This is a genomic window from Sphingosinithalassobacter sp. LHW66-3 (assembly GCF_050703275.1).
In the GTDB taxonomy this organism is placed as follows: Bacteria; Pseudomonadota; Alphaproteobacteria; order Sphingomonadales; family Sphingomonadaceae; genus Sphingomonas.
This window is the reverse complement of the sequence record NZ_CP193482.1, coordinates 2648841-2667145: the sequence shown is the minus strand read 5'-3', so window position 1 is coordinate 2667145 and position 18305 is coordinate 2648841. Positions and strand designations below refer to the sequence as shown.

The 18305-nt window shown below is 67.7% G+C and carries 20 protein-coding genes; 16 read left to right on the top strand and 4 right to left on the bottom strand.

The features are described 5' to 3' along the window. Positions 1 to 5: 5 nt before the first annotated feature. A complete protein-coding gene (locus ACQ450_RS13155) occupies positions 6 to 917 on the top strand; it encodes a hemolysin family protein (RefSeq protein ID WP_431469606.1) in 912 nt (303 codons plus the stop codon). Positions 918 to 1000: 83 nt separating this feature from the next. After that, complete coding sequence (locus ACQ450_RS13150) at positions 1001 to 2341, top strand: PQQ-dependent sugar dehydrogenase (RefSeq protein ID WP_431469605.1); 1341 nt, start codon at positions 1001 to 1003, stop codon at positions 2339 to 2341. Between the two features lie 12 nt (positions 2342 to 2353). Here the strand turns inward: ACQ450_RS13150 and ACQ450_RS13145 are convergent, their stop codons facing one another. Both ACQ450_RS13145 and ACQ450_RS13140 read right to left on the bottom strand, forming a co-directional pair. Next, the gene (locus ACQ450_RS13145) at positions 2354 to 2662 is read right to left on the bottom strand and encodes a hypothetical protein (protein ID WP_431469604.1); all 309 of its coding nucleotides are present in this window, start codon (positions 2660 to 2662) and stop codon (positions 2354 to 2356) included. Positions 2663 to 2699: 37 nt separating this feature from the next. Continuing rightward, a complete protein-coding gene (locus ACQ450_RS13140) occupies positions 2700 to 3002 on the bottom strand; it encodes a polyhydroxyalkanoic acid system family protein (protein WP_431469603.1) in 303 nt (100 codons plus the stop codon). A 161-nt stretch (positions 3003 to 3163) separates the two neighbouring features. On the opposite strand from ACQ450_RS13140, the gene lnt reads away from it, so the two are divergent. The 5 genes from lnt to trmB all read left to right on the top strand — a co-directional run bounded on the left by lnt (position 3164) and on the right by trmB (position 8542). Next, positions 3164 to 4699: an apolipoprotein N-acyltransferase gene (lnt, locus tag ACQ450_RS13135; protein ID WP_431469602.1), complete on the top strand. Its 1536-nt coding sequence runs from the start codon at positions 3164 to 3166 to the stop codon at positions 4697 to 4699. A 67-nt stretch (positions 4700 to 4766) separates the two neighbouring features. After that, positions 4767 to 5975, top strand: a complete 1209-nt coding sequence (gene metK, locus ACQ450_RS13130) for a methionine adenosyltransferase (RefSeq protein WP_431469601.1) — start codon at positions 4767 to 4769, stop codon at positions 5973 to 5975. Positions 5976 to 6121: 146 nt separating this feature from the next. Beyond that, the gene (locus ACQ450_RS13125) at positions 6122 to 6832 is read left to right on the top strand and encodes an EAL domain-containing protein (protein WP_188054168.1); all 711 of its coding nucleotides are present in this window, start codon (positions 6122 to 6124) and stop codon (positions 6830 to 6832) included. A 153-nt stretch (positions 6833 to 6985) separates the two neighbouring features. After that, positions 6986 to 7813: an EAL domain-containing protein gene (locus tag ACQ450_RS13120; protein WP_431469600.1), complete on the top strand. Its 828-nt coding sequence runs from the start codon at positions 6986 to 6988 to the stop codon at positions 7811 to 7813. 48 nt (positions 7814 to 7861) lie between these two features. Then, positions 7862 to 8542, top strand: a complete 681-nt coding sequence (gene trmB / locus ACQ450_RS13115) for a tRNA (guanine(46)-N(7))-methyltransferase TrmB (RefSeq protein ID WP_431469599.1) — start codon at positions 7862 to 7864, stop codon at positions 8540 to 8542. Here the strand turns inward: trmB and ACQ450_RS13110 are convergent. Continuing rightward, positions 8527 to 9654 carry a GNAT family N-acetyltransferase gene (locus ACQ450_RS13110; RefSeq protein ID WP_431469598.1) on the bottom strand — a complete coding sequence of 376 codons (1128 nt, stop codon included), beginning with the start codon at positions 9652 to 9654 and terminating at the stop codon, positions 8527 to 8529. The genes trmB and ACQ450_RS13110 overlap by 16 nt on opposite strands. Before the next feature lie 72 nt (positions 9655 to 9726). Between ACQ450_RS13110 and ACQ450_RS13105 the strand changes: the two genes are divergently transcribed. Both ACQ450_RS13105 and ACQ450_RS13100 read left to right on the top strand, forming a co-directional pair. Further along, on the top strand, positions 9727 to 10188 hold the full coding sequence (locus ACQ450_RS13105; RefSeq protein WP_431469597.1) for a DUF2721 domain-containing protein: 462 nt from the start codon (positions 9727 to 9729) through the stop codon (positions 10186 to 10188). After that, a complete protein-coding gene (locus ACQ450_RS13100; RefSeq protein ID WP_188054119.1) occupies positions 10185 to 10622 on the top strand; it encodes a DUF4345 domain-containing protein in 438 nt (145 codons plus the stop codon). Before ACQ450_RS13105 ends, ACQ450_RS13100 begins: the two co-directional genes overlap by 4 nt. Here ACQ450_RS13100 and ACQ450_RS13095 read toward each other — a convergent pair. Next, positions 10571 to 12223, bottom strand: coding sequence for an amidase (locus tag ACQ450_RS13095; protein ID WP_431469596.1), 1653 nt, complete (start codon positions 12221 to 12223; stop codon positions 10571 to 10573). The genes ACQ450_RS13100 and ACQ450_RS13095 overlap by 52 nt on opposite strands. A 204-nt stretch (positions 12224 to 12427) precedes the next feature. On the opposite strand from ACQ450_RS13095, the gene ACQ450_RS13090 reads away from it, so the two are divergent. The 7 genes from ACQ450_RS13090 (at position 12428) to ACQ450_RS13060 (ending at position 18272) form a co-directional block, all read left to right on the top strand. Next, entirely contained in the window at positions 12428 to 13672 is a 1245-nt protein-coding gene (locus ACQ450_RS13090; RefSeq protein ID WP_431469595.1) for a cytochrome P450, read from the top strand. Between the two features lie 459 nt (positions 13673 to 14131). Further along, positions 14132 to 16051 (top strand): ribonucleoside-diphosphate reductase subunit alpha, encoded by a 1920-nt coding sequence (locus tag ACQ450_RS13085; protein WP_431469594.1) that lies wholly within the window; start codon positions 14132 to 14134, stop codon positions 16049 to 16051. A 128-nt stretch (positions 16052 to 16179) separates the two neighbouring features. Next, a complete protein-coding gene (locus ACQ450_RS13080) occupies positions 16180 to 16461 on the top strand; it encodes a hypothetical protein (RefSeq protein ID WP_188054116.1) in 282 nt (93 codons plus the stop codon). Then, the gene (locus ACQ450_RS13075; RefSeq protein WP_431469593.1) at positions 16424 to 16810 is read left to right on the top strand and encodes a hypothetical protein; all 387 of its coding nucleotides are present in this window, start codon (positions 16424 to 16426) and stop codon (positions 16808 to 16810) included. The genes ACQ450_RS13080 and ACQ450_RS13075 overlap by 38 nt, the downstream gene beginning before the upstream one ends. Further along, positions 16807 to 16989, top strand: coding sequence for a hypothetical protein (locus ACQ450_RS13070; RefSeq protein ID WP_188054115.1), 183 nt, complete (start codon positions 16807 to 16809; stop codon positions 16987 to 16989). The genes ACQ450_RS13075 and ACQ450_RS13070 overlap by 4 nt, the downstream gene beginning before the upstream one ends. Continuing rightward, positions 16986 to 17201 (top strand): hypothetical protein, encoded by a 216-nt coding sequence (locus ACQ450_RS13065; RefSeq protein WP_431469592.1) that lies wholly within the window; start codon positions 16986 to 16988, stop codon positions 17199 to 17201. The genes ACQ450_RS13070 and ACQ450_RS13065 overlap by 4 nt, the downstream gene beginning before the upstream one ends. 18 nt (positions 17202 to 17219) lie before the next feature. Continuing rightward, positions 17220 to 18272, top strand: coding sequence for a ribonucleotide-diphosphate reductase subunit beta (locus ACQ450_RS13060; RefSeq protein ID WP_431469591.1), 1053 nt, complete (start codon positions 17220 to 17222; stop codon positions 18270 to 18272). Positions 18273 to 18305 lie beyond the last annotated feature (33 nt).

The window sequence follows — 18305 nt, the reverse complement described above, 5'->3', positions numbered from 1 at the left end:
CGACGATGGCCGAAGGCCCCAGTAGTACCGGAAACGGCGACAGTAGCTCCGACAGCGGCGGAATATGGCGCGGGCTTCGTACCCTGCTGTTCGGCGACGAACAGGCCGAAACATTGCGGGATCGCATCGAGGAGGCGATCGCCGAGCATGAGCGCGAGGCGGGTCTCCCCCAGGCCGGGGATCTCGCGCCGATCGAGCGGCAGATGCTGCGCAATCTGCTTCATTTCGGCGAACGCGACGCCGGTGACGTGGGCGTGCCGCGCGCCGACATCATCGCCATCGAGGAATCGACTCCCTTTGCCGAGCTGGTCGCGATTTTCGCCGAGGCAGGGCACAGCCGCCTGCCGGTCTATCGCGAGAAGCTCGATACCGTCGTCGGCATGATCCACGTGAAGGACGTGTTCGCGATCCTCGCGACCGGCGCCGAGCCGCCGGCGTCGCTCTCCGGGCTTCTGCGCCAGCCGCTCTATGTCCCCCAGTCGATGGGCGCGCTCGATCTGCTCGCGCAGATGCGGCTGCGGCGGACGCATCTTGCGATCGTGCTCGACGAATATTCGGGCACCGAGGGTCTCATCACGATCGAGGATCTGATCGAGGAGATCGTCGGCGAGATCGAGGACGAGCATGATGAGGCGCCGCAGGCGCTGCTGGTGCCGCTCGACGATGGCATCTGGGAAGCCGACGCCCGTGCCGAGCTCGAGGACGTGGCGGAGGCGATCGACGCGCGGCTCGCCGATGTGGAAGAGGATGTCGAGACGCTCGGCGGCCTCGCCTTCGTCCTCGCCGGCCATGTGCCGCAGCAGGGCGAATGCCTCGCGCATGACAGCGGCTGGACGCTCGAGATTCTCGACGCCGACACACGCCGGGTAAGCCGCCTGCGCCTCCACCCGCCCAGTGAAGCCGAAGCGACCGACTGACCGTCCGGGGCTCCTCCGCCCGACCGCCTGCGAACGCGCGAAACGCCCTAGCCGCCGGGCCGCGTGCGGCCTATTCTGGCGGCATGCGCAAGTCCTTCCTGATCGTTCTCGCCATCTTCGTCGCGCTCATCGCCGCGGTCTGGTTCTGGATCAGCCGCCCGGACGTGGCGCGGCTTTCCGTCGATGCGGTGAGCGGACGCCAGCCGGAAATCACGCCGCCGCGGACCGAGGATTTCCCGACGATGGAGATCGCCGAGGCGGTCGGCTGGCCCGATGGTGCGTCGCCACAGGCCGCCGAGGGGCTTGCGGTCGCGCCGTTCGCGAGCGGCCTCGATCATCCGCGCTGGCTGCATCGTCTCCCCAACGGCGACGTGCTGGTCGCCGAAACCAATTCGCCTCCGCGCGAAGGCGGCGGCATCACCGGCCTGGTGATGGAGTGGATGATGGACCGGGCAGGCGCCGGCGTCCCTTCGGCAAACCGCATCACGCTGCTGCGCGATACCGACGGCGACGGCGCCGCGGATGCGCGATCGCCGCTGCTGACGGCGGAACAGGGGCTGAACTCGCCGTTCGGAATGGCGCTGCTCGGCGACTGGCTCTACATCGCCAATACCGATGCGCTCGTGCGCTACCCCTTCCGCGTCGGCCAGACACGGATCACCGGCGCCCCCGAAAAGGTCGTCGATCTGCCCGGCGGCGGCAACCACTGGACCCGCGACGTCGTCGCTGCTCCCGATGGCCGATCGCTCTTCGTCAGCATCGGCTCGGCCTCGAACATCGCCGAGAATGGCCTGGAGGCGGAGGAGGGCCGCGCCCGCATCATCCAGGTGAATCCCGAGAACGGCAGCTCGCGCCTCTATGCCTGGGGGCTGCGCAATCCGGTCGGCATGGCGTTCGAGCCGGTGACGCAACGGCTGTGGGCCGTGGTCAACGAGCGCGACATGATGGGATCGGACATGCCGCCCGATTATCTGACGCAAGTTGATTTCGGCGCCTTCTACGGTTGGCCCTGGAGCTATTGGGGCGGCTATGAGGACAAGCGCGTCCGTCCCGGCCGGCCCGATCTGCTCGAATATACCAAGCGCCCGGACTATGCATTGGGGGCGCACACGGCGCCGCTCGGCCTCGCCTTTTCCGGCGAGACTCGCCTGGGCGATCGCTTCGCCCAAGGCGCCTTCGTCGGGCTGCACGGCTCGTGGAACCGTGTCCCGCCGTCGGGCTACAAGGTCGTCTTCGTGCCGTTCGGCGACAATGGCTTCCCCGTTCCCGGCGCAAAGCCCGTCGACGTGCTCACCGGATTTCTCAACGCGGAAGGCGAGGCGCAGGGGCGCCCCGTCGGGGTCGCCGCGGATAGCGGCGGCGCGCTCCTGGTGGCGGATGACGTCGGCAACGTCATCTGGCGGGTCAGCGCCGCGCCGCGCTGACCGGCGGCGCCGTCAGGGCGCCTCGTACCGCACTGGCTGATAGTCGCGGTTGCGCGCTTCGGACCAGATTGGCTCGGCGGGCCTGAATTCCTGGCCGAACTCGCGCGCCCAGGCGCTTTCGGGGCGCGGCAGCGATTGCGCAACGGCATGCTGCGCCGGCCGGGCATAGAGATAATAGTCGTTCATTCCCGACCGCGTGAACTGCGCGAGCATCGCTCCCCCGCAAGCGCCGAGCACCAGCGTACCCGCGGCGCCGATCGCCAGCGTCCGACGAAATCTGCGGCGGCGGAGCCAGGCCTCGTATCGCGGGGACAACGACATGCTCTCGACAAATCCCGATCCTGCCTTCCTGTTCCGCTCATTCGAGCAATTTGGGCCCTTCGCGCGTGAGCTTGGCGCGGATCTTCTCGGCGAATAGTGCGAGGAACGGCGGCAGATCGATCTGCGCGCGCACCTTGTCTTCCTCCACGTCGAGGCGGCACGCGATGCGCTGATCCATGGCCTCAACGGTGAACGCCATGGTGTCGCCTTCCCAGCGATGTTCCACCGTTCCGCCGCCCGGGAACATGTCGGCCAGCTTGCCGATCCCCTTGTCGATCCGTTCCTTCGCCGCGTCGCGGCCGAGGCCATGGGGAATCTCGACGGTGATTGGCTCGGGCATCGGCGCTTCCTTCATTGGCAACGGCTTCCTGGCGAACGCCCACTCCGCGCGGGCGTTGCCTCGGCAGCGCTACCAGACCGGCACGGACACCGCGAGGATGCACGCGAGTACTGCGGCGTTTGGCTCTCCCGTTGCTCGTGCGGATCGGCTAGGCCCCACCCATGCTTCGTCGCCCGCTCCTCACGCTCCTCGTGGCAGGCACGGCCTCCGCCGCCGGCTTCGCGCCGCTCTCGCTCTGGCCGGTGCTGCTCGCCTGCCTTGCGGTGTTGCTCTGGCTGGTGTTCGCCGCGCCCACCCTCCGATCGGCGCTGCTGCGCGGCTGGGTGTTCGGCGTCGGCCATTTCACCATCGGCAACAACTGGATTCAGCACGCTTTCGACTATCAGGACAAGATGCCGCCCGTGCTCGGCTATTTCGCGGTAGTGCTGCTGGCGCTCTATCTCGCGGTCTATCCGGCGATGGCCGCGGGTCTCGCTTGGAAATACGGCCGCAGGGGAACCACTCCCGACGCGCCCTATGTACTGATCTTCGCGGCTGGCTGGATCGTCACCGAGTGGCTGCGCGCGACGATGTTCACCGGCTACAGCTGGAATCCGCTCGGCGTCGCCTGGCTGCCGCTGCTCGGCATCGCCCAGCTCGCCCAGCTGGTCGGCACCTATGCGCTGTCGGGCGTGACGATCCTCGCCGCGGGCGCGCTCCTCCTGCTCGTGCGCCGCGACTGGAAGCTGCCCGCCGCGCTCGCCGGCGTGTTCGCGCTGGCGCTCGTCTTCCTCTCGCCCGGCGCGCCGCCCGATTATCCGGCCGATCATCCGCGCGTGCGCGTCGTCCAGCCGAACATCGGCCAGGAAGGCGTCAGCGACCCCGACTATGCCGAGCGGGTGTTCGCAGCACTGATCGGTCTCAGCGGCGGCCCCGGGCCGGCGCCACGGCTTGTCGTCTGGCCGGAGGGGATGGTCAATTACTACATCGAAAGCGGCTATCCGCAGCAATGGTATTGGCAGGGCTCGGCCGAAATGGTCCGCCGCCGCATCGCCGCGCTGCTCGGCCCCCGCGACCGTGCGCTCGTCGGCGGCAACGCCCTTCTCTTCGACGAGGCCAGGACGGTCACCGGAGCCAGCAATTCGGTGTTCGTCGTCACGCCCGATGCGCAACTCGCCGGCCGCTACGACAAGGCGCACCTCGTTCCCTATGGCGAATATCTGCCGCTGCGCGCCTTCCTCGGCCCGCTCGGCCTTGCCCGGTTGGTGATGGGGGATATCGATTTCATTCCCGGCCCGGGGCCGCAGGGACTTGCGGTGCCGGGCTTTGGCACCGTCGGCATGCAGATCTGCTACGAGATCATCTTCTCGGGCCAGGTCGTCGATCCCGGCAACCGTCCCGCTCTGCTCTTCAATCCCTCCAACGATGCCTGGTTCGGCAGCTGGGGCCCGCCCCAGCATCTCGCCCAGGCGCGGATGCGCGCGCTCGAGGAAGGGCTGCCGATCCTGCGCGCCACGCCGACCGGCATCTCCGCGGTGATCGATGCCGATGGACGCCTTCTCGCGTCGATCGCGCCGGGCACCGCCGACGCAGTCGAAGTGCCGCTGCCGCGCCCGCATCCGCCAACGCTGTTCGCCCGGCTCGGCAACTGGCTCGCCTTGCTCGTCGCCCTGCTGTTCGCGGGTGGGGCCATTGCCATCCGCCGGTTCGCTCGCTAGGCCCATATAACGAAAGCTTTATATCCGGCGATCCGGCCGGATGCCTACCCGAAGCCAGAGGAAATCCATGCGTTCCGACTTTCTCTTCACGTCCGAATCGGTGTCCGAGGGTCATCCCGACAAGGTTTCCGACCAGATCTCCGACGCCATTGTTGATCTGTTCCTGTCGAAGGACCCCGAAGCGCGCGTCGCCTGCGAAACGCTGACCACGACTCAGTTCGTCGCGCTCGCCGGCGAGATCCGCTGCAAGGGCGTGTACGAGAATGGCGACTGGGCTCCGGGCGCGCTTGACGAAATCGAGAAGACGGTGCGCGATACCGTGAAGCGCATCGGCTATGAGCAGGAAGGCTTCCACTGGAAGACGCTCACCTTCGAGAACCGTCTGCACGGCCAGTCGGCCCACATCGCGCAGGGCGTCGACGCCAGCGGCAACAAGGACGAAGGCGCCGGCGACCAGGGCATCATGTTCGGCTATGCGATCGACGACACGCCCGAGCTGATGCCGGCGACGCTCTATTACAGCCACAAGATCCTCGAGCGCATGGCCGCCGACCGCCATTCGGGCGCGGCCCCGTTCCTCGAGCCCGACGCCAAGAGCCAGGTCACGCTCCGCTATTCGAACGGCAAGCCGGTCGCCTGCACCGCGATCGTCGTGTCGACCCAGCACGCAGAAGGCTATGACGCGGGCGACAAGGAAGCCGAGCTCAAGGCCTATGTGAAGAAGGTCGTCGCCGACGTAATCCCGGCCGAGCTGCTGTCGGACGCGACCGAATATCACATCAACCCCACCGGCAGCTTCGTGATCGGCGGACCGGACGGCGACGCCGGCCTCACCGGCCGCAAGATCATCGTCGACACCTATGGCGGCGCGGCCCCGCATGGCGGCGGCGCGTTCAGCGGCAAGGATCCGACCAAGGTCGATCGCTCGGCGGCGTACATCACGCGCTACCTCGCCAAGAACATCGTCGCTGCCGGCCTTGCCAAGCGCTGCACGATCCAGCTCGCCTATGCGATCGGCGTCTCCAAGCCGTTGTCGCTCTATGTCGATACGCACGGCACCGGCACCGTCGGCGACGACAGGATCGAACAGGCGCTCGGCAAGATCGAGAAGCTGGGCGGCCTCACCCCGCGCGCGATCCGCACCCATCTCGGCCTCAACAAGCCGATCTATGCGAAAACCGCCGCCTATGGCCATTTCGGCCGCGCCGCCGAGGGCGATTTCTTCCCTTGGGAGAAGACCGATCTGGTCGAGGATCTGAAGGCGGCGCTCGCCTGATCCGAATCAAGACAATCCTAAGCACTTCTTAGGCATTGCGAATTACGACGCCATCGGACGACAAGGAGTGTTGTCCGATGGCGTTTTCACGACAGGCTGGCGGGTGCAAGGGATGCCGCGGCGCGGAGTCCGATTTCGCGCTCGCAATGGCCTTTCAGCCGATCGTCGATATCGAGACCGACACGGTCTTCGCCTATGAGGCGCTGGTGCGCGGAGCGGACGGCGCATCCGCAGCCACGCTGCTCGGGGAGCTTACCGAGGATACGCGCTACGCCTTCGATCAGGCGTGCCGCAAGGCCGCGATCGAACAGGCGGTGAAGGCCGGTATCCTGGACACGCCGGCCCGGCTCTCGATCAATTTCCTGCCCAACGCAGTCTATTCGCCGGTCGCCTGTATCCAGCTCACGCTGCGCACCGCGCGGGCGACGGGTTTCCCGACCGAACGGCTGATGTTCGAATTCACCGAGAATCAGCAGCTCGACGTGGCGCATGTCGGCGGCATCATCGCTGCCTATCGCGAGATGGGATTCACCACTGCGCTCGACGATTTCGGCGCGGGCCATGCCGGGCTCGGGCTGCTCGCACGATTCACGCCGGATCTGATCAAGCTCGATATGGAGCTGGTGCGCGGCATCGAATCCAGCCTGCCCCGCCGACTGATCGTCGAAGGCGTGTTGCGCATGGCCCACGGCATGGGCGTCACGGTAATCGCCGAAGGCATCGAGACCGCGGCCGAAGCGGCAACGCTGCGCGGCCTCGGCGTCCGTTATCTCCAGGGCTATCATTTCGGCCGGCCCGCAATCGGCGCGCTGCCGCTGATCGAACAGCGTTCGGTGCGCCGCGCCGCGCTGCGCTGATCGCACCGCCTACGCGCGCGACTCGCGGCAACAGCGGCTTTGCCAGTCGGACACTACGAAGAATCCACCATGCGGAAGACTCCAATGCGGCACCGCCCGTAGTTCCGCCACGGGCGCGTTAACCATTAATCAACGGTCAGCAGGAGGAATCACATGCTCGACCGTCTCGCCCGCCCCGACCTCGTCTTCGCCGCCGATGTCGTCACCTTCCAGCCGATCGTCGATGCCGAGACGGCGCAGCCCTTCGCCTATCAGGCGCTGACTCGCCGCCCCGTTGCCGATCCCGCGGCGGCCGTCGCGGTCCTTCGCAGCGCAGTGGCGGCTGGGCTGGCGGAAAGCGGTGCGCTGCTCGCCATTCCGCTCGCGCTCGACGCGCCCGCCCGCACGCTCCTCGCGGCGTTGTTGCGCGAAGCGTTCGCGCAGCGCCTCCCGGCGCACCGGCTCGTCATCCTCGTCAGTGCCGACGAATATGGCGCCCCCGGCGCCGCGGCGCGGCTCGTGGGGGCGTGCGGCGAACAGGGGCTCGCGGTCGCCTTCACCGATTTCTCCGCCGGGCCGGTCGGCGTCCAGCTGCTCGCGCGCCACACGCCGCACTTCGTCGCGCTCGATCCGGCGCTCGTCCGCAATCTCGAGACAAGCGCCGCGCGCCGCCTCGTCGTCGCCGGCGTGCTGCGGCTCGCCCGGCGCACCGGCGCACCGCTGGTCGCGCCTGCGATTCGCACCGCCGCCGAACTCGCCACGCTGCACGGCCTCGGCCTGCGCCTGGTCCAGGGAGACTGGATCGCCCCCGCCTCTGCCACACTCACCATGCCCCGCTCGGCAGCCGAAGCGGACATCGTCCAGGCGCCGCTTCGCCGCCGGCATGCGGTGCTCGCACGCCGCGAGCTCCCGGCCACGCACCGCCGCCTTCAGCACCACCAGCGCCCCGCCCGCGCCCCGGCGCAGCTCGCAGTCGCCGAGGAGCTTGCGATACTCGCCTGACCACGGCCGCTTTCCTGTAGCGCAAGGCTGCGCTAGGCGGCGCAGCCGATGAACGATCCCGCCACCATCCGCCGTCTCTATGGCCGCCGCCAGGGGCACAAGCTCCGCGCCGGCCAATCCGCCCTCGTCGAGGAACTGCTGCCGCGCGTGGCGGTGCCCGAATCCGGGCCGCTCGACGCGCTGGCGCTGTTCGGTGACTGCCGCCCGCTCGAGTTCGAAATCGGCTTCGGCGGCGGCGAACACCTCGCCGGTCAGGCCGCCGCCCGCCCGGATCATGGCTTCATCGGCTGCGAGCCCTTCCTCAACGGCGTGGTCGGGGCGCTCAACCACATCCGTGACGCCGCGCTGGACAATGTCCGCCTGCACATGGGCGACGCGCTCGAGGTGCTCGAGCGTCTTCCCGACGCCAGCCTGGAGCGGCTCTACCTGCTCCATCCCGATCCCTGGCCCAAGGCGCGCCACGCCAAGCGCCGCATGGTGAACCACGGCCCGCTCGATCTGATCGCGGCGAAGCTGAAGCCGGGCGCCGAATTCCGGCTCGGCACCGACGATCCCACCTATTGCCGCTGGTCGATGATGGTGATGAACCAGCGCCGCGACTTCGAATGGCAGGCCGCGAGCGCGCACGATTTCCTTACGCGCCCCACCGACTGGCCCGAAACCCGCTACGAACGGAAGGCCCGCCGCAAGGACCACGAAGTCTGGTATTTCCGCTACCGGCGGATCTGACTCGCTGAAGCTGCCGCGCTCGGCGCCTGCCCGCTTCGCCGCCAGAGGCCGCCGAGCAGCTTCGCCGCCAGCGCAGGCGCGCCGGGCCGCACGAACAGCCAGTCGCGTATCGCCGGCCCCGGCTCGGCGCCGATCGTGCGCTTGTAGCCGCTGTCGCCCGCGCCCCAGTCGACGTGCGTCATGCCGTCGTCCAGCGCCCGAACCAAATTGCGGTAATAGAGCAGCTTGCCCGGCGAGTGTTTCGCGAACTGCGGATCATAGCTGTTGGCGATCGCATATTTGAGCTCGCCGGCATTGAGATCGAACGAAAAGGCCGCCGGCGCACCGTCCACCCGGAGCACCGCCGCCCACAGCATCTCCGCCAGCGCCGGATCGGCCACCGCCGCGCGCCAGAAGGCGCCGTGTCCCGTCGTCGTGAATTTCGCGTCGCTGCCGTCGGTCTTCGCCGCGATCCAGCTCGCCTCCTCGACCGCCGCGAGCGAATCGAACGCCTCGGGCGTCCACTCCGCCCCGGATACGAACGACCAGTCGAGCGCGCCATGGCTCGCCAGATGCTTCTCGTGGAACCGGTTCTTGCGCAGCGTCGAATTGCGCGGCCAACCGCCCTCGGCGCACAACGCGGCCATGTCGAGCAGGAAGCTCTCCGCGACGAATCGGTCGAGCACGGCCCAGCCCGCCGCCCCGGCCGCCGCGCGCAGTCCCTCCACCGCCGGATCGCCGTCATAGACCGGGCCGATCCGCAGCGCCGTCGCTTCGCGCGCGAGCCGGGGCAGCAGCGCCTCGAACACTTCGATTCCCGCGTCGCCGCGCACGGGGAAGCTGCGGAACGGCCAGTAGCATCCCGGCACCGCCGCCATTCCCAGCGCCGCCGGCCCCATCCGCACAGTGGGCAGCGCCAGCACCGGCGCGCCGTCGCGGCACACCGTCAGCGTCCGCGCATGGCCGCCATAGGCGGCCAGCGCCGCGGCGAACCAGCCATAGCGCAGGAAACGGTGGCTCGGCAGCGCCGCCTCGGCCGCCGCGTCGATCGTTCCGGACAGGCCGACGACCGCCTCCACCGTCAGTGCGGGCGGCAGGCGCGGGAAATCGGCGAGCGGCATCGGCTTCGTCATGGCCTCCGCTCTACTGCCCAGCGGTTACCATTGCGTTTGGCTCACGCGCGCCGCCCGCATAGAAGAGGCGCCATGGAAAGCTCGCCGTTCGTCTCCACCGTCGCCGCCACGATCCAGGTGGCGATCGCGCCCGTCTTCCTGCTCGCCGGCATCGGCGCGATCCTCAACGTCATGGTCGGCCGGCTTGCGCGCATCGTCGATCGCGCGCGCCAGCTCGAGCAGCTCCATCCGCGCAGCACCGGCCCGGAGCATGATCGCCACGTCTGGGAGCTCCGCCTGATCGACCGGCGCATCTCGGTCATCAACTCGGCGATCTTCCTGTGCGTCGCCAGCGCGCTGGCGATCTGCCTCGTCGTCGCATTGATGTTCGTGTCGGAGCTGATCGACCTGCATTTCGGAGTCGTCGTCGCGATCGCCTTCATTCTTTCGATGCTGCTGCTGATGTCGGGACTCGTCTTCTTCCTGTTCGAAGTCCGCATGTCGCTCGCGGCGATTCACGTCCGCAAGGAACTGCTGGAGCACGAGGGCAAATGAGCCCCTCCGCCGAGCGCCACCTGCTTCAGGCCGCCGTCGCGCTCACGGTGCTGGTGCCGATCTTTGCCGCCGGCACCGGCATCCTGCTCGGAGCGCAATGGCTCGGCGCCGATCCGGCACGCGTCGATCTCGACAGCCATTTCCGCTATCTTTCGGGCATCTTCCTCATGCTCGGCCTCGGCTTCGCGAGTTGCATCCCTCGGATCGAAACGATGGGCCCCCGATTCCGGCTGCTCGGCGCAATGGTCGTCGCCGGCGGACTCGCGCGCGCGCTGTCGCTCGTCGATCTCGGCCCGCCCTCGGCCGCCCATCTCGCGGGCCTGGGCATCGAGCTCGGCGTCGTGCCGCTGCTCCTGCTCTGGCAGGCGCGCGTCGCGCGGCGCTACCGCGCGATGCCCTCCAGCCCCGGCCCGGCGTCCACGCTCGGCACATAGCTCGGCGGCACGCGCGCTTCGGCCGCCTGCTCATAGCCATGGCCGGCGTCGAGCAGCAGCGCCTCGCTGTACGCCGGCCCCATGAACGAAAGCCCCACCGGCAGCCCGTCGACCAGCCCCATCGGCACGGTGAGATGCGGCGTTCCCGCCACCGCCGGCAACTGGCTGGCGGAGGGCCCGCTGAACTGATCGCCGTGCACCGGATCGCTCAGCCACGGCAGGCCATAGGTAGGCGAGACGAGCAGCCGCACGTCGCCCTCGGCGAGCATCGCGTCGATCCCCTCGGCGCCCGCCAGGCGCAGCGATTTCGCCCGCGCCTCGGCATAGCCGGGATCGTCGACTCCGCCGGTCGCCTCGGCCATTTCGAAAATCTCCTGCGCAAAATACGGCATTTCGGCCTCGGCATTCGCCGCGTTGAACGCGATCAGCTCGGCCAGCGTCCGCGCCGGCAGCGGCGCGGGCGAGCTCGCGAGATAGTCCGCCAGGTCGCTCTTCAACTCGGTCTGCAGTACGAAGAACTCGGCTTCGTCGAGCCCCTCCAGCTCGGGCTGCTCCACCTCGACCAGCACCGCGCCCTGCGCCCGCAGCACCTCGAGCGCGGCGTCGTATTTCGCCTCCAGCTCGGCCGGCATCTGCGGGCGCAATACGCCGATTCGCATCCCGGAGAGCGCACCGGCGTCGAGCCCCGCGGCATAGTCGCGCGCGTGCGCATCCGCCCCGAGGGTCGCCTCGTCCGCCGGATCGCTGCCGATCATTGCTGAGAGCAGGATCGCCGCATCGCGCACGCTGCGCGTCATCGGCCCGGCAGTGTCCTGGCTGTGGCTGATCGGTACGATGTGCGTCCGGCTGACGAGGCCGATCGTCGGCTTCAGCCCCACGAGCCCGTTCATCGCCGCCGGGCACACCACCGATCCGTCCGTCTCGGTGCCCAGCGCGCCCGCGGCGAAACTCGCCGCCACCGCCGCGCCCGATCCGCTGGAGGAGCCGCACGAGGTGCGATCGAGCGCATAGGGATTGCGCACCAGTCCGCCGATTGCGCTCCACCCGCTCATCGAGGCGGTCGAGCGGATGTTCGCCCATTCCGAGAGATTGGTCTTGCCCAGGATCACCGCGCCCGCTTCGCGCAGCCGCGCCACCACCGGCGCGTCGCGGCGCGTGAGATTATCCTTGAGCGCCAGGCTGCCCGCCGTCGTCGGCAGCTCGCGGCTCTCGATATTGTCCTTGAGGAGCACGGGAACGCCGTGGAGCGGCCCGCGCACGCGCCCGGCCGCCCGCTCCGCGTCGAGCAGCCGCGCCTGTTCGAGTGCATCGGGGGTGAGCGCGATGACTGCGCGCAGCGTGGGCCCCTGCCGGTCCATCGCAGCGATTCGCTCCAGATAGGCTGCGGTCAGGGCTTCGCTCGTCGCCGCCCCCGACTCCATCAGCGCCTGCAATTCGGCGATCGATGCTTCCTCGACCCGCACCCGGCCGGCAACGCGCCGATCCGCGGAACCATCGGCCCGCGTCGCCGCTTGCGCGGGCGCCGTCGCATCCTGAGCCAGCGCCGGAACGCTCGCGCCCATCACCAGCGCCAGCCCGGCCAGCACACCCGTTTTCGCCATGCAGTCTCCCCTTCGTCGCCGGCAGCCTATCAGCCCTGATATGGGGCTCAACCCTGCTTCGCGCTGCGGCGAAGCAACGCCGGCCGCTTCGCGTGCGATCTTCCTTCTGGTCGCGCCCTGATCCGATAGGCGCCAGCAGGAACGCTGCGCGGCGGGGCCAGCGACGCAGGGGGAACGCTCACGCCGCTTCCCGGTTTGCTGCCCATGACATCGATTCCCCGCGTTGCCGCGCTCGACAGCACGCCCGCCTTCCTGCGCGAAGGCTATCCCTGGCTCGGCAACCGCTGTCGCGACCTCGGCAGCGACATGTTCGAAACGCGGCTGATGGGTCGGCGCGTCCTTTGCATGATGGGCGAAGAGGCGGCGCGACGCTTCTACGACGGCAAGAGCTTGTCGCGCGTGGGTGCGATGCCGCCCACCACGCTGCGCCTCCTTCAGGACAAGGGTAGCGTCCAGGCGCTCGACGGCGCCGCGCACGCCCATCGCAAACAGCTGTTCCTCGATCTGCTGGCCGGCGACGCGCCCGAGTCGTTCGCCGACATTTTCGAGCGCCGCTGGCGCGCCGCGCTGCCCGAATGGCGGGGGCGCAGCGAGATCACGCTGCACGAAGCGGCGGTGCGGCTGCTGTGCGAAGCGGCGCTCGAATGGTGCGGCATCGCGGTCGCCGAGCGCGATGTGCCGGATCGCGCCGAGGAGCTGGCGGCGATGGTCGCGGGCGCTGGAGCGGTCGGGCCGAAGCTGGCCCGCGGCCTGTGGCTGCGCCGCCGCGCCGAACATTGGGCGCGCGACCAGATCGATCGTGTCCGCCGCGGGCTGCCCGCTCGCCCGGACTCGCCGCTCGCCCGAATCGCCGAATTTCGCGACCTCGACGGCGCGCCGCTCACGCGTGAGGAGGCCGGAGTCGAGTTGCTCAACCTGCTGCGCCCGATCGTCGCGATCGCCCGCTTCGTCACCTTCGCCGCGCTAGCGCTGCACGAACACGGCGATGCTGCCGAATGGCTCGAATCCGGCCCGGGCGAGGTGCGCGAACGCCAGCTTGCCTTCGTGCAGGAAGTGCGCCGCTTCTATCCCTTCTTCCCGGTGATCGGCGGCCGGGTCCGCTCGGCGTTCGAATGGCGTGGCAACGAATTTGCGGATGGCGACTGGGTGCTGCTCGGCTTGCATGCCACCAATCACGACGCACGGCTCTGGCCAGAGCCGCAGCGTTTCGATCCCGCACGTTTCCTGCGCTGGCAGGGCAGCGGCTATGATCTGATTCCGCAGGGGGCGGGTGAGTATCTCCCCGATCATCGCTGCCCGGGCGAATGGATGACGATCGCGGTCCTGCGCCGGGCGCTCGCCCTGCTGCGAATCATGCCTGGCCACCTGCCCGAACAGGATCTGCGCGTGCCGCTCGATCGCTTTCCCACTCTGCCGAACAGCAGCGTGCGGATCGCCTTCGATCGCTGACCCAGGGATTGGGGGCCGGAACGGACGAACCGCCCAACATCTTGGAATCCGGTCCGGCTTCGAAACGACTTTCCACCACGAAATATTTTCGTTCGGCGTTCGTTCTCTTGACGGAGTCCGAAGCCGTGGAAGGTCCGCGCGTCGCGCCTGTGGACAAGTGCTCGAGGCGCCATGAACCGAGTCATTTTAGCGGCGAACCGAGTCGGTAAGCATTCATTTACGGTCTTGATGTCGGACTCGATCTGACACAAGCTCTAGTGGTTGCACTGAGGGGCAGGCTCAAGCACTGGTAGGATGTTCACCGCGACCCTATATCGCGGGATAACCCTGTTCGTGCCCTGTGGATGGCGTGTGGACACTTTTTGTTCTCGCCTGCGGCACGGCCGATGGTCTAGCATCCGCAAGCCGCCCCCGAGTCGAAACGACGCCGATCGAAGGCAGTATGAGGGGTACAGCGTCATGGAATTCAGGGACACGGAAACCAGCGTGAACGAAACCGCCACCCAAGCCGCCCCCGCCCAGGCAGACGAGAAGCCCGTCGCGAAGCGGAAGGGCAAGGCGCGCGATTCGCACAGCGTCGATCCGCAGTCCTTTCCGGTCGAAGTCGATCATTCGCGCGACGCGCTGCTCACCGATTTCGGCAAGGAGACGCTGAAGGACCGCTATCTGCTTCCCGGCGAAAGCTTCCAGGACCTGTTCGTGCGCGTCGCCTCGGCCTATGCCGACGATGCCGAGCATGCCCAGCGGCTCTACGACTATATCTCGAAGCTCTGGTTCATGCCCGCCACGCCCGTTCTGTCGAACGGCGGCACCGGGCGCGGACTGCCGATCAGCTGCTATCTCAACTCGGTGCCCGACAGCCTCGAAGGCATTGTCGAGACGTGGAACGAGAATGTCTGGCTCGCCTCGCGCGGCGGCGGCATCGGCACCTATTGGGGCAGCGTGCGCGGCATCGGCGAGCCGGTGGGCCTCAACGGCAAGACCAGCGGCATCATTCCCTTCGTCCGCGTGATGGACAGCCTTACGCTCGCGATTTCGCAGGGCTCGCTGCGCCGCGGCTCGGCCGCCTGCTATCTCGACATCTCGCACCCCGAGATCGAGGAGTTCCTCGAAATTCGCAAGCCCTCGGGCGACTTCAACCGCAAGGCGTTGAACCTCCACCACGGCGTGCTGATCCCCGATGCCTTCATGGAGGCAGTGCGCGACGGCACCGAATGGGAGCTGAAGTCGCCGAAGGACGGCAGCGTCCGCAACACGGTCGATGCGCGCGCGCTGTTCCAGAAGCTGGTCGAGACCCGGCTCGCGACCGGCGAGCCCTATATCGTGTTCTCGGACCATGTGAATTCGAACATGCCGAAGCATCATCGGGAGCTTGGGCTCAAGGTCTCGACCTCGAACCTGTGCAGCGAGATCACGCTGCCCACCGGCACCGATCATCTCGGCAACGATCGCACCGCGGTCTGCTGCCTCTCGTCGCTCAACCTCGAAACCTGGGACGAGTGGAGCCAGGACAAGCGCTTCATCGAAGACGTGATGCGCTTCCTCGACAATGTCCTCACCGACTATATCGAGCGCGCACCCGACGAGATGGCCCGTGCGCGCTATTCGGCGATGCGCGAGCGTTCGGTGGGCCTTGGCGTGATGGGCTTCCACAGCTTCCTCCAGGCGCGCGGCCTTCCCTTCGAAGGGGCGATGGCCAAGAGCTGGAACCTGCGCATCTTCAAGCACATCAACGCCCAGGTGAACGAAGCGTCGATGCAGCTCGCGGTCGAACGCGGGCCCTGCCCCGATGCGGCCGACATGGGCGTGATGGAGCGTTTTTCGTGCAAGATGGCGATCGCGCCCACCGCGTCGATCTCGATCATCTGCGGCGGTACGAGCGCCTGCATCGAGCCGATCCCGGCCAACATCTACACCCACAAGACGCTGTCGGGCAGCTTCGTGGTCCGCAATCCCTATCTCGAGAAGCTCCTGATCGAGAAGTCGAAGAACTCGGACGCGGTGTGGAACTCGATCCTCGAAAAGGGCGGCTCGGTCCAGCATCTCGATTTCCTCAGCCAGGAGGAAAAGGACGCCTACAAGACGAGCTTCGAGATCGATCAGCGTTGGCTGCTCGAACTCGCCGGCGATCGCGCGCCCTTCATCGACCAGGCGCAGTCGCTCAACCTGTTCATCCCGGCGGATGTCGAGAAATGGGATCTGCTGATGCTCCATTTCCGCGCCTGGGAGCTGGGCATCAAGTCGCTCTATTATCTGCGGTCGAAATCGGTGCAGCGCGCCGGCTTCGCGGGCGGGGTGGAGGCGGACAACACCGCCGAACTCGCCAAATACGAGATCGGCGAGAGCACCGACTATGACGAATGCCTCGCCTGTCAGTGAGCCCATCGCCGCCGGCGCCCCGCGGGCGCGTCCGCGCGCGGCCGCCGGCATGCGCTTGACTCAGGTCAACGCGGAACCCCGCGCGTTGCGGAACCATTGGTTTTCCGTATCGCTGGAGAACCGCGCCCATGCCGCTCGCAACCTTTCCGCTCCTGCTCGCGCTCTGCATCGTCGTGACGGCGGTGAGCGGCATCTGGCTGATGCTCAACGCCCGCTCGGTCGCCGCGCTCTTCCGCGGCCGGACGGAGATCGTGCCCGGCCCCGGTCGCAGGCGCGCCTCGCGCGGCGCGGTCATCGCGATGCTGATCCTCTTCAATCTCGGCTGGATCGGCGCGATCGCCGTGCAATGGATCGGCTGGGAGGGCGCAGCCAATGAAGTCATCGTCAGCGAAAATCCGGAGCATCCCTGACCGGGCGGTTCGCTCCCGCGCCGCCGCGCTCGCGGCACTCGCGCCGCTCCTCTCCCTCGCCGCCTGCGCGAGCCAGATCGAAAGCGCGGTTCAGCCCGGCGCCCCCGGCTTCCTGCTCGGCCTGTGGCACGGCTTCATCTTCCCGGTCGCCTGGGTGCTCTCGCTCTTCGTGCCCGACTATGCGGTCTATGCCGTGCCGAACAACGGCGGCTGGTATGATTTCGGCTATTTCATCGGCATCGTCTTTCTCGGCGTAGGCTCGGGCGGCGGCAGCCGGGTCATCTATCGCACCCGCACCGTCTATCGCGATCGCCCCGCGCGGCGCGGCCAGGTGATCGATCACGAATGAGCCCGACGCTGTTCCTCTTCGCGCTCGCCGCGGTCGCCACGCTCGTCGGGCTGGTCGCGGTGCTGCGCGCGCCGGGCGAGTCTCCCCGGTCGAGCCGCTGGCTGCTGATCGGCACGTCGATCGCGCTCGCGCTCGCGCTGCTGCTCGCCTTCCGCCTGATCGAGGAGGGGCTGTTGTGACTCGCGGGCTGCTCATCGCCAACGGCGTCGCCGCGGTCGTCGGCGCGGTCGGCCTCACGCTCCTCGTCCGCCCCGCCGTCGCGCGCCGCCTGCTGCGCACCGGCGACGGCGAGGCGGCCGGCTATGCCCTGCGCATCGCCGGCGCGATGCTCTTCGCCGCCGCGCTCTTCTGCGCCGGCTTCGCCACCATGTTCGTCCTGTCCAGCCAGTAAGTTCCCAGGGAGTACCCCATGTCTCTTCTCGAAGCCCGCAAGACCTACAAGCCCTTCGAATATCCCTGGGCCTATGAATTCTGGAAGCGCCAGCAGCAGGTGCACTGGATGCCCGAGGAAGTGCCGCTGGGCGAGGATTGCCGCGACTGGGCGCAGAAGCTGACCGATCACGAGCGCAACCTGCTCACGCAGATCTTCCGCTTCTTCACGCAGGCCGATGTCGAGGTGCAGGATTGCTACCACGAGAAATACGGCCGCGTGTTCAAGCCGACCGAAGTCAAGATGATGCTGGCCGCGTTCAGTAACATGGAGACGATCCACATCGCCGCTTACAGCCATTTGCTCGACACGATCGGCATGCCCGAAAGCGAATATGGCATGTTCCTCGAATATGCCGAGATGAAGGACAAGCACGATTATCTGCAGAAGTTCGGCGTCGACACCGACGAGGACATCGCCAAGACGCTGGCGATGTTCGGCGGCTTCACCGAAGGACTTCAGCTCTTCGCCAGCTTCGCGATGCTGATGAACTTCCCGCGCTTCAACAAGATGAAGGGCATGGGCCAGATCGTCAGCTGGAGCGTGCGCGACGAAAGCCTCCACTGCGAAGGCATCACCCGGCTGTTCCACGCCTTCTGCAAGGAGCGCGACTGCCTCACCAAATCGGTGAAGGAAGACATTATGGACGTCTGCCAGACGACGGTGCGGCTCGAGGACGCGTTCATCGATCTCGCCTTCGAAATGGGCCCGGTCCCCGGCATGACGCCCAAGGAGATCAAGAAGTACATCCGCTACATCGCCGACTGGCGGCTCGGCCAGCTCGGCCTCAAACCGATCTACATGATCGACGAACACCCGCTGCCGTGGCTCACGCCGCTGCTCAACGGCGTCGAGCACGCGAACTTCTTCGAAACCCGCGCGACCGAATATTCGAAGGGCGCGACCCGCGGCCAGTGGAACGAAGTGTGGGACAGCTTCGACAAGCGCCAGAAGGCGAAGGCCGACAAGCCCGCCAACGAGGACGAAAGCGGCGAGGACATGTTCTCGAAGAGCGGGGTGGCGGCGGAGTGAGATTAAACGCCGAAGCAACAGGGCGCTTCATAA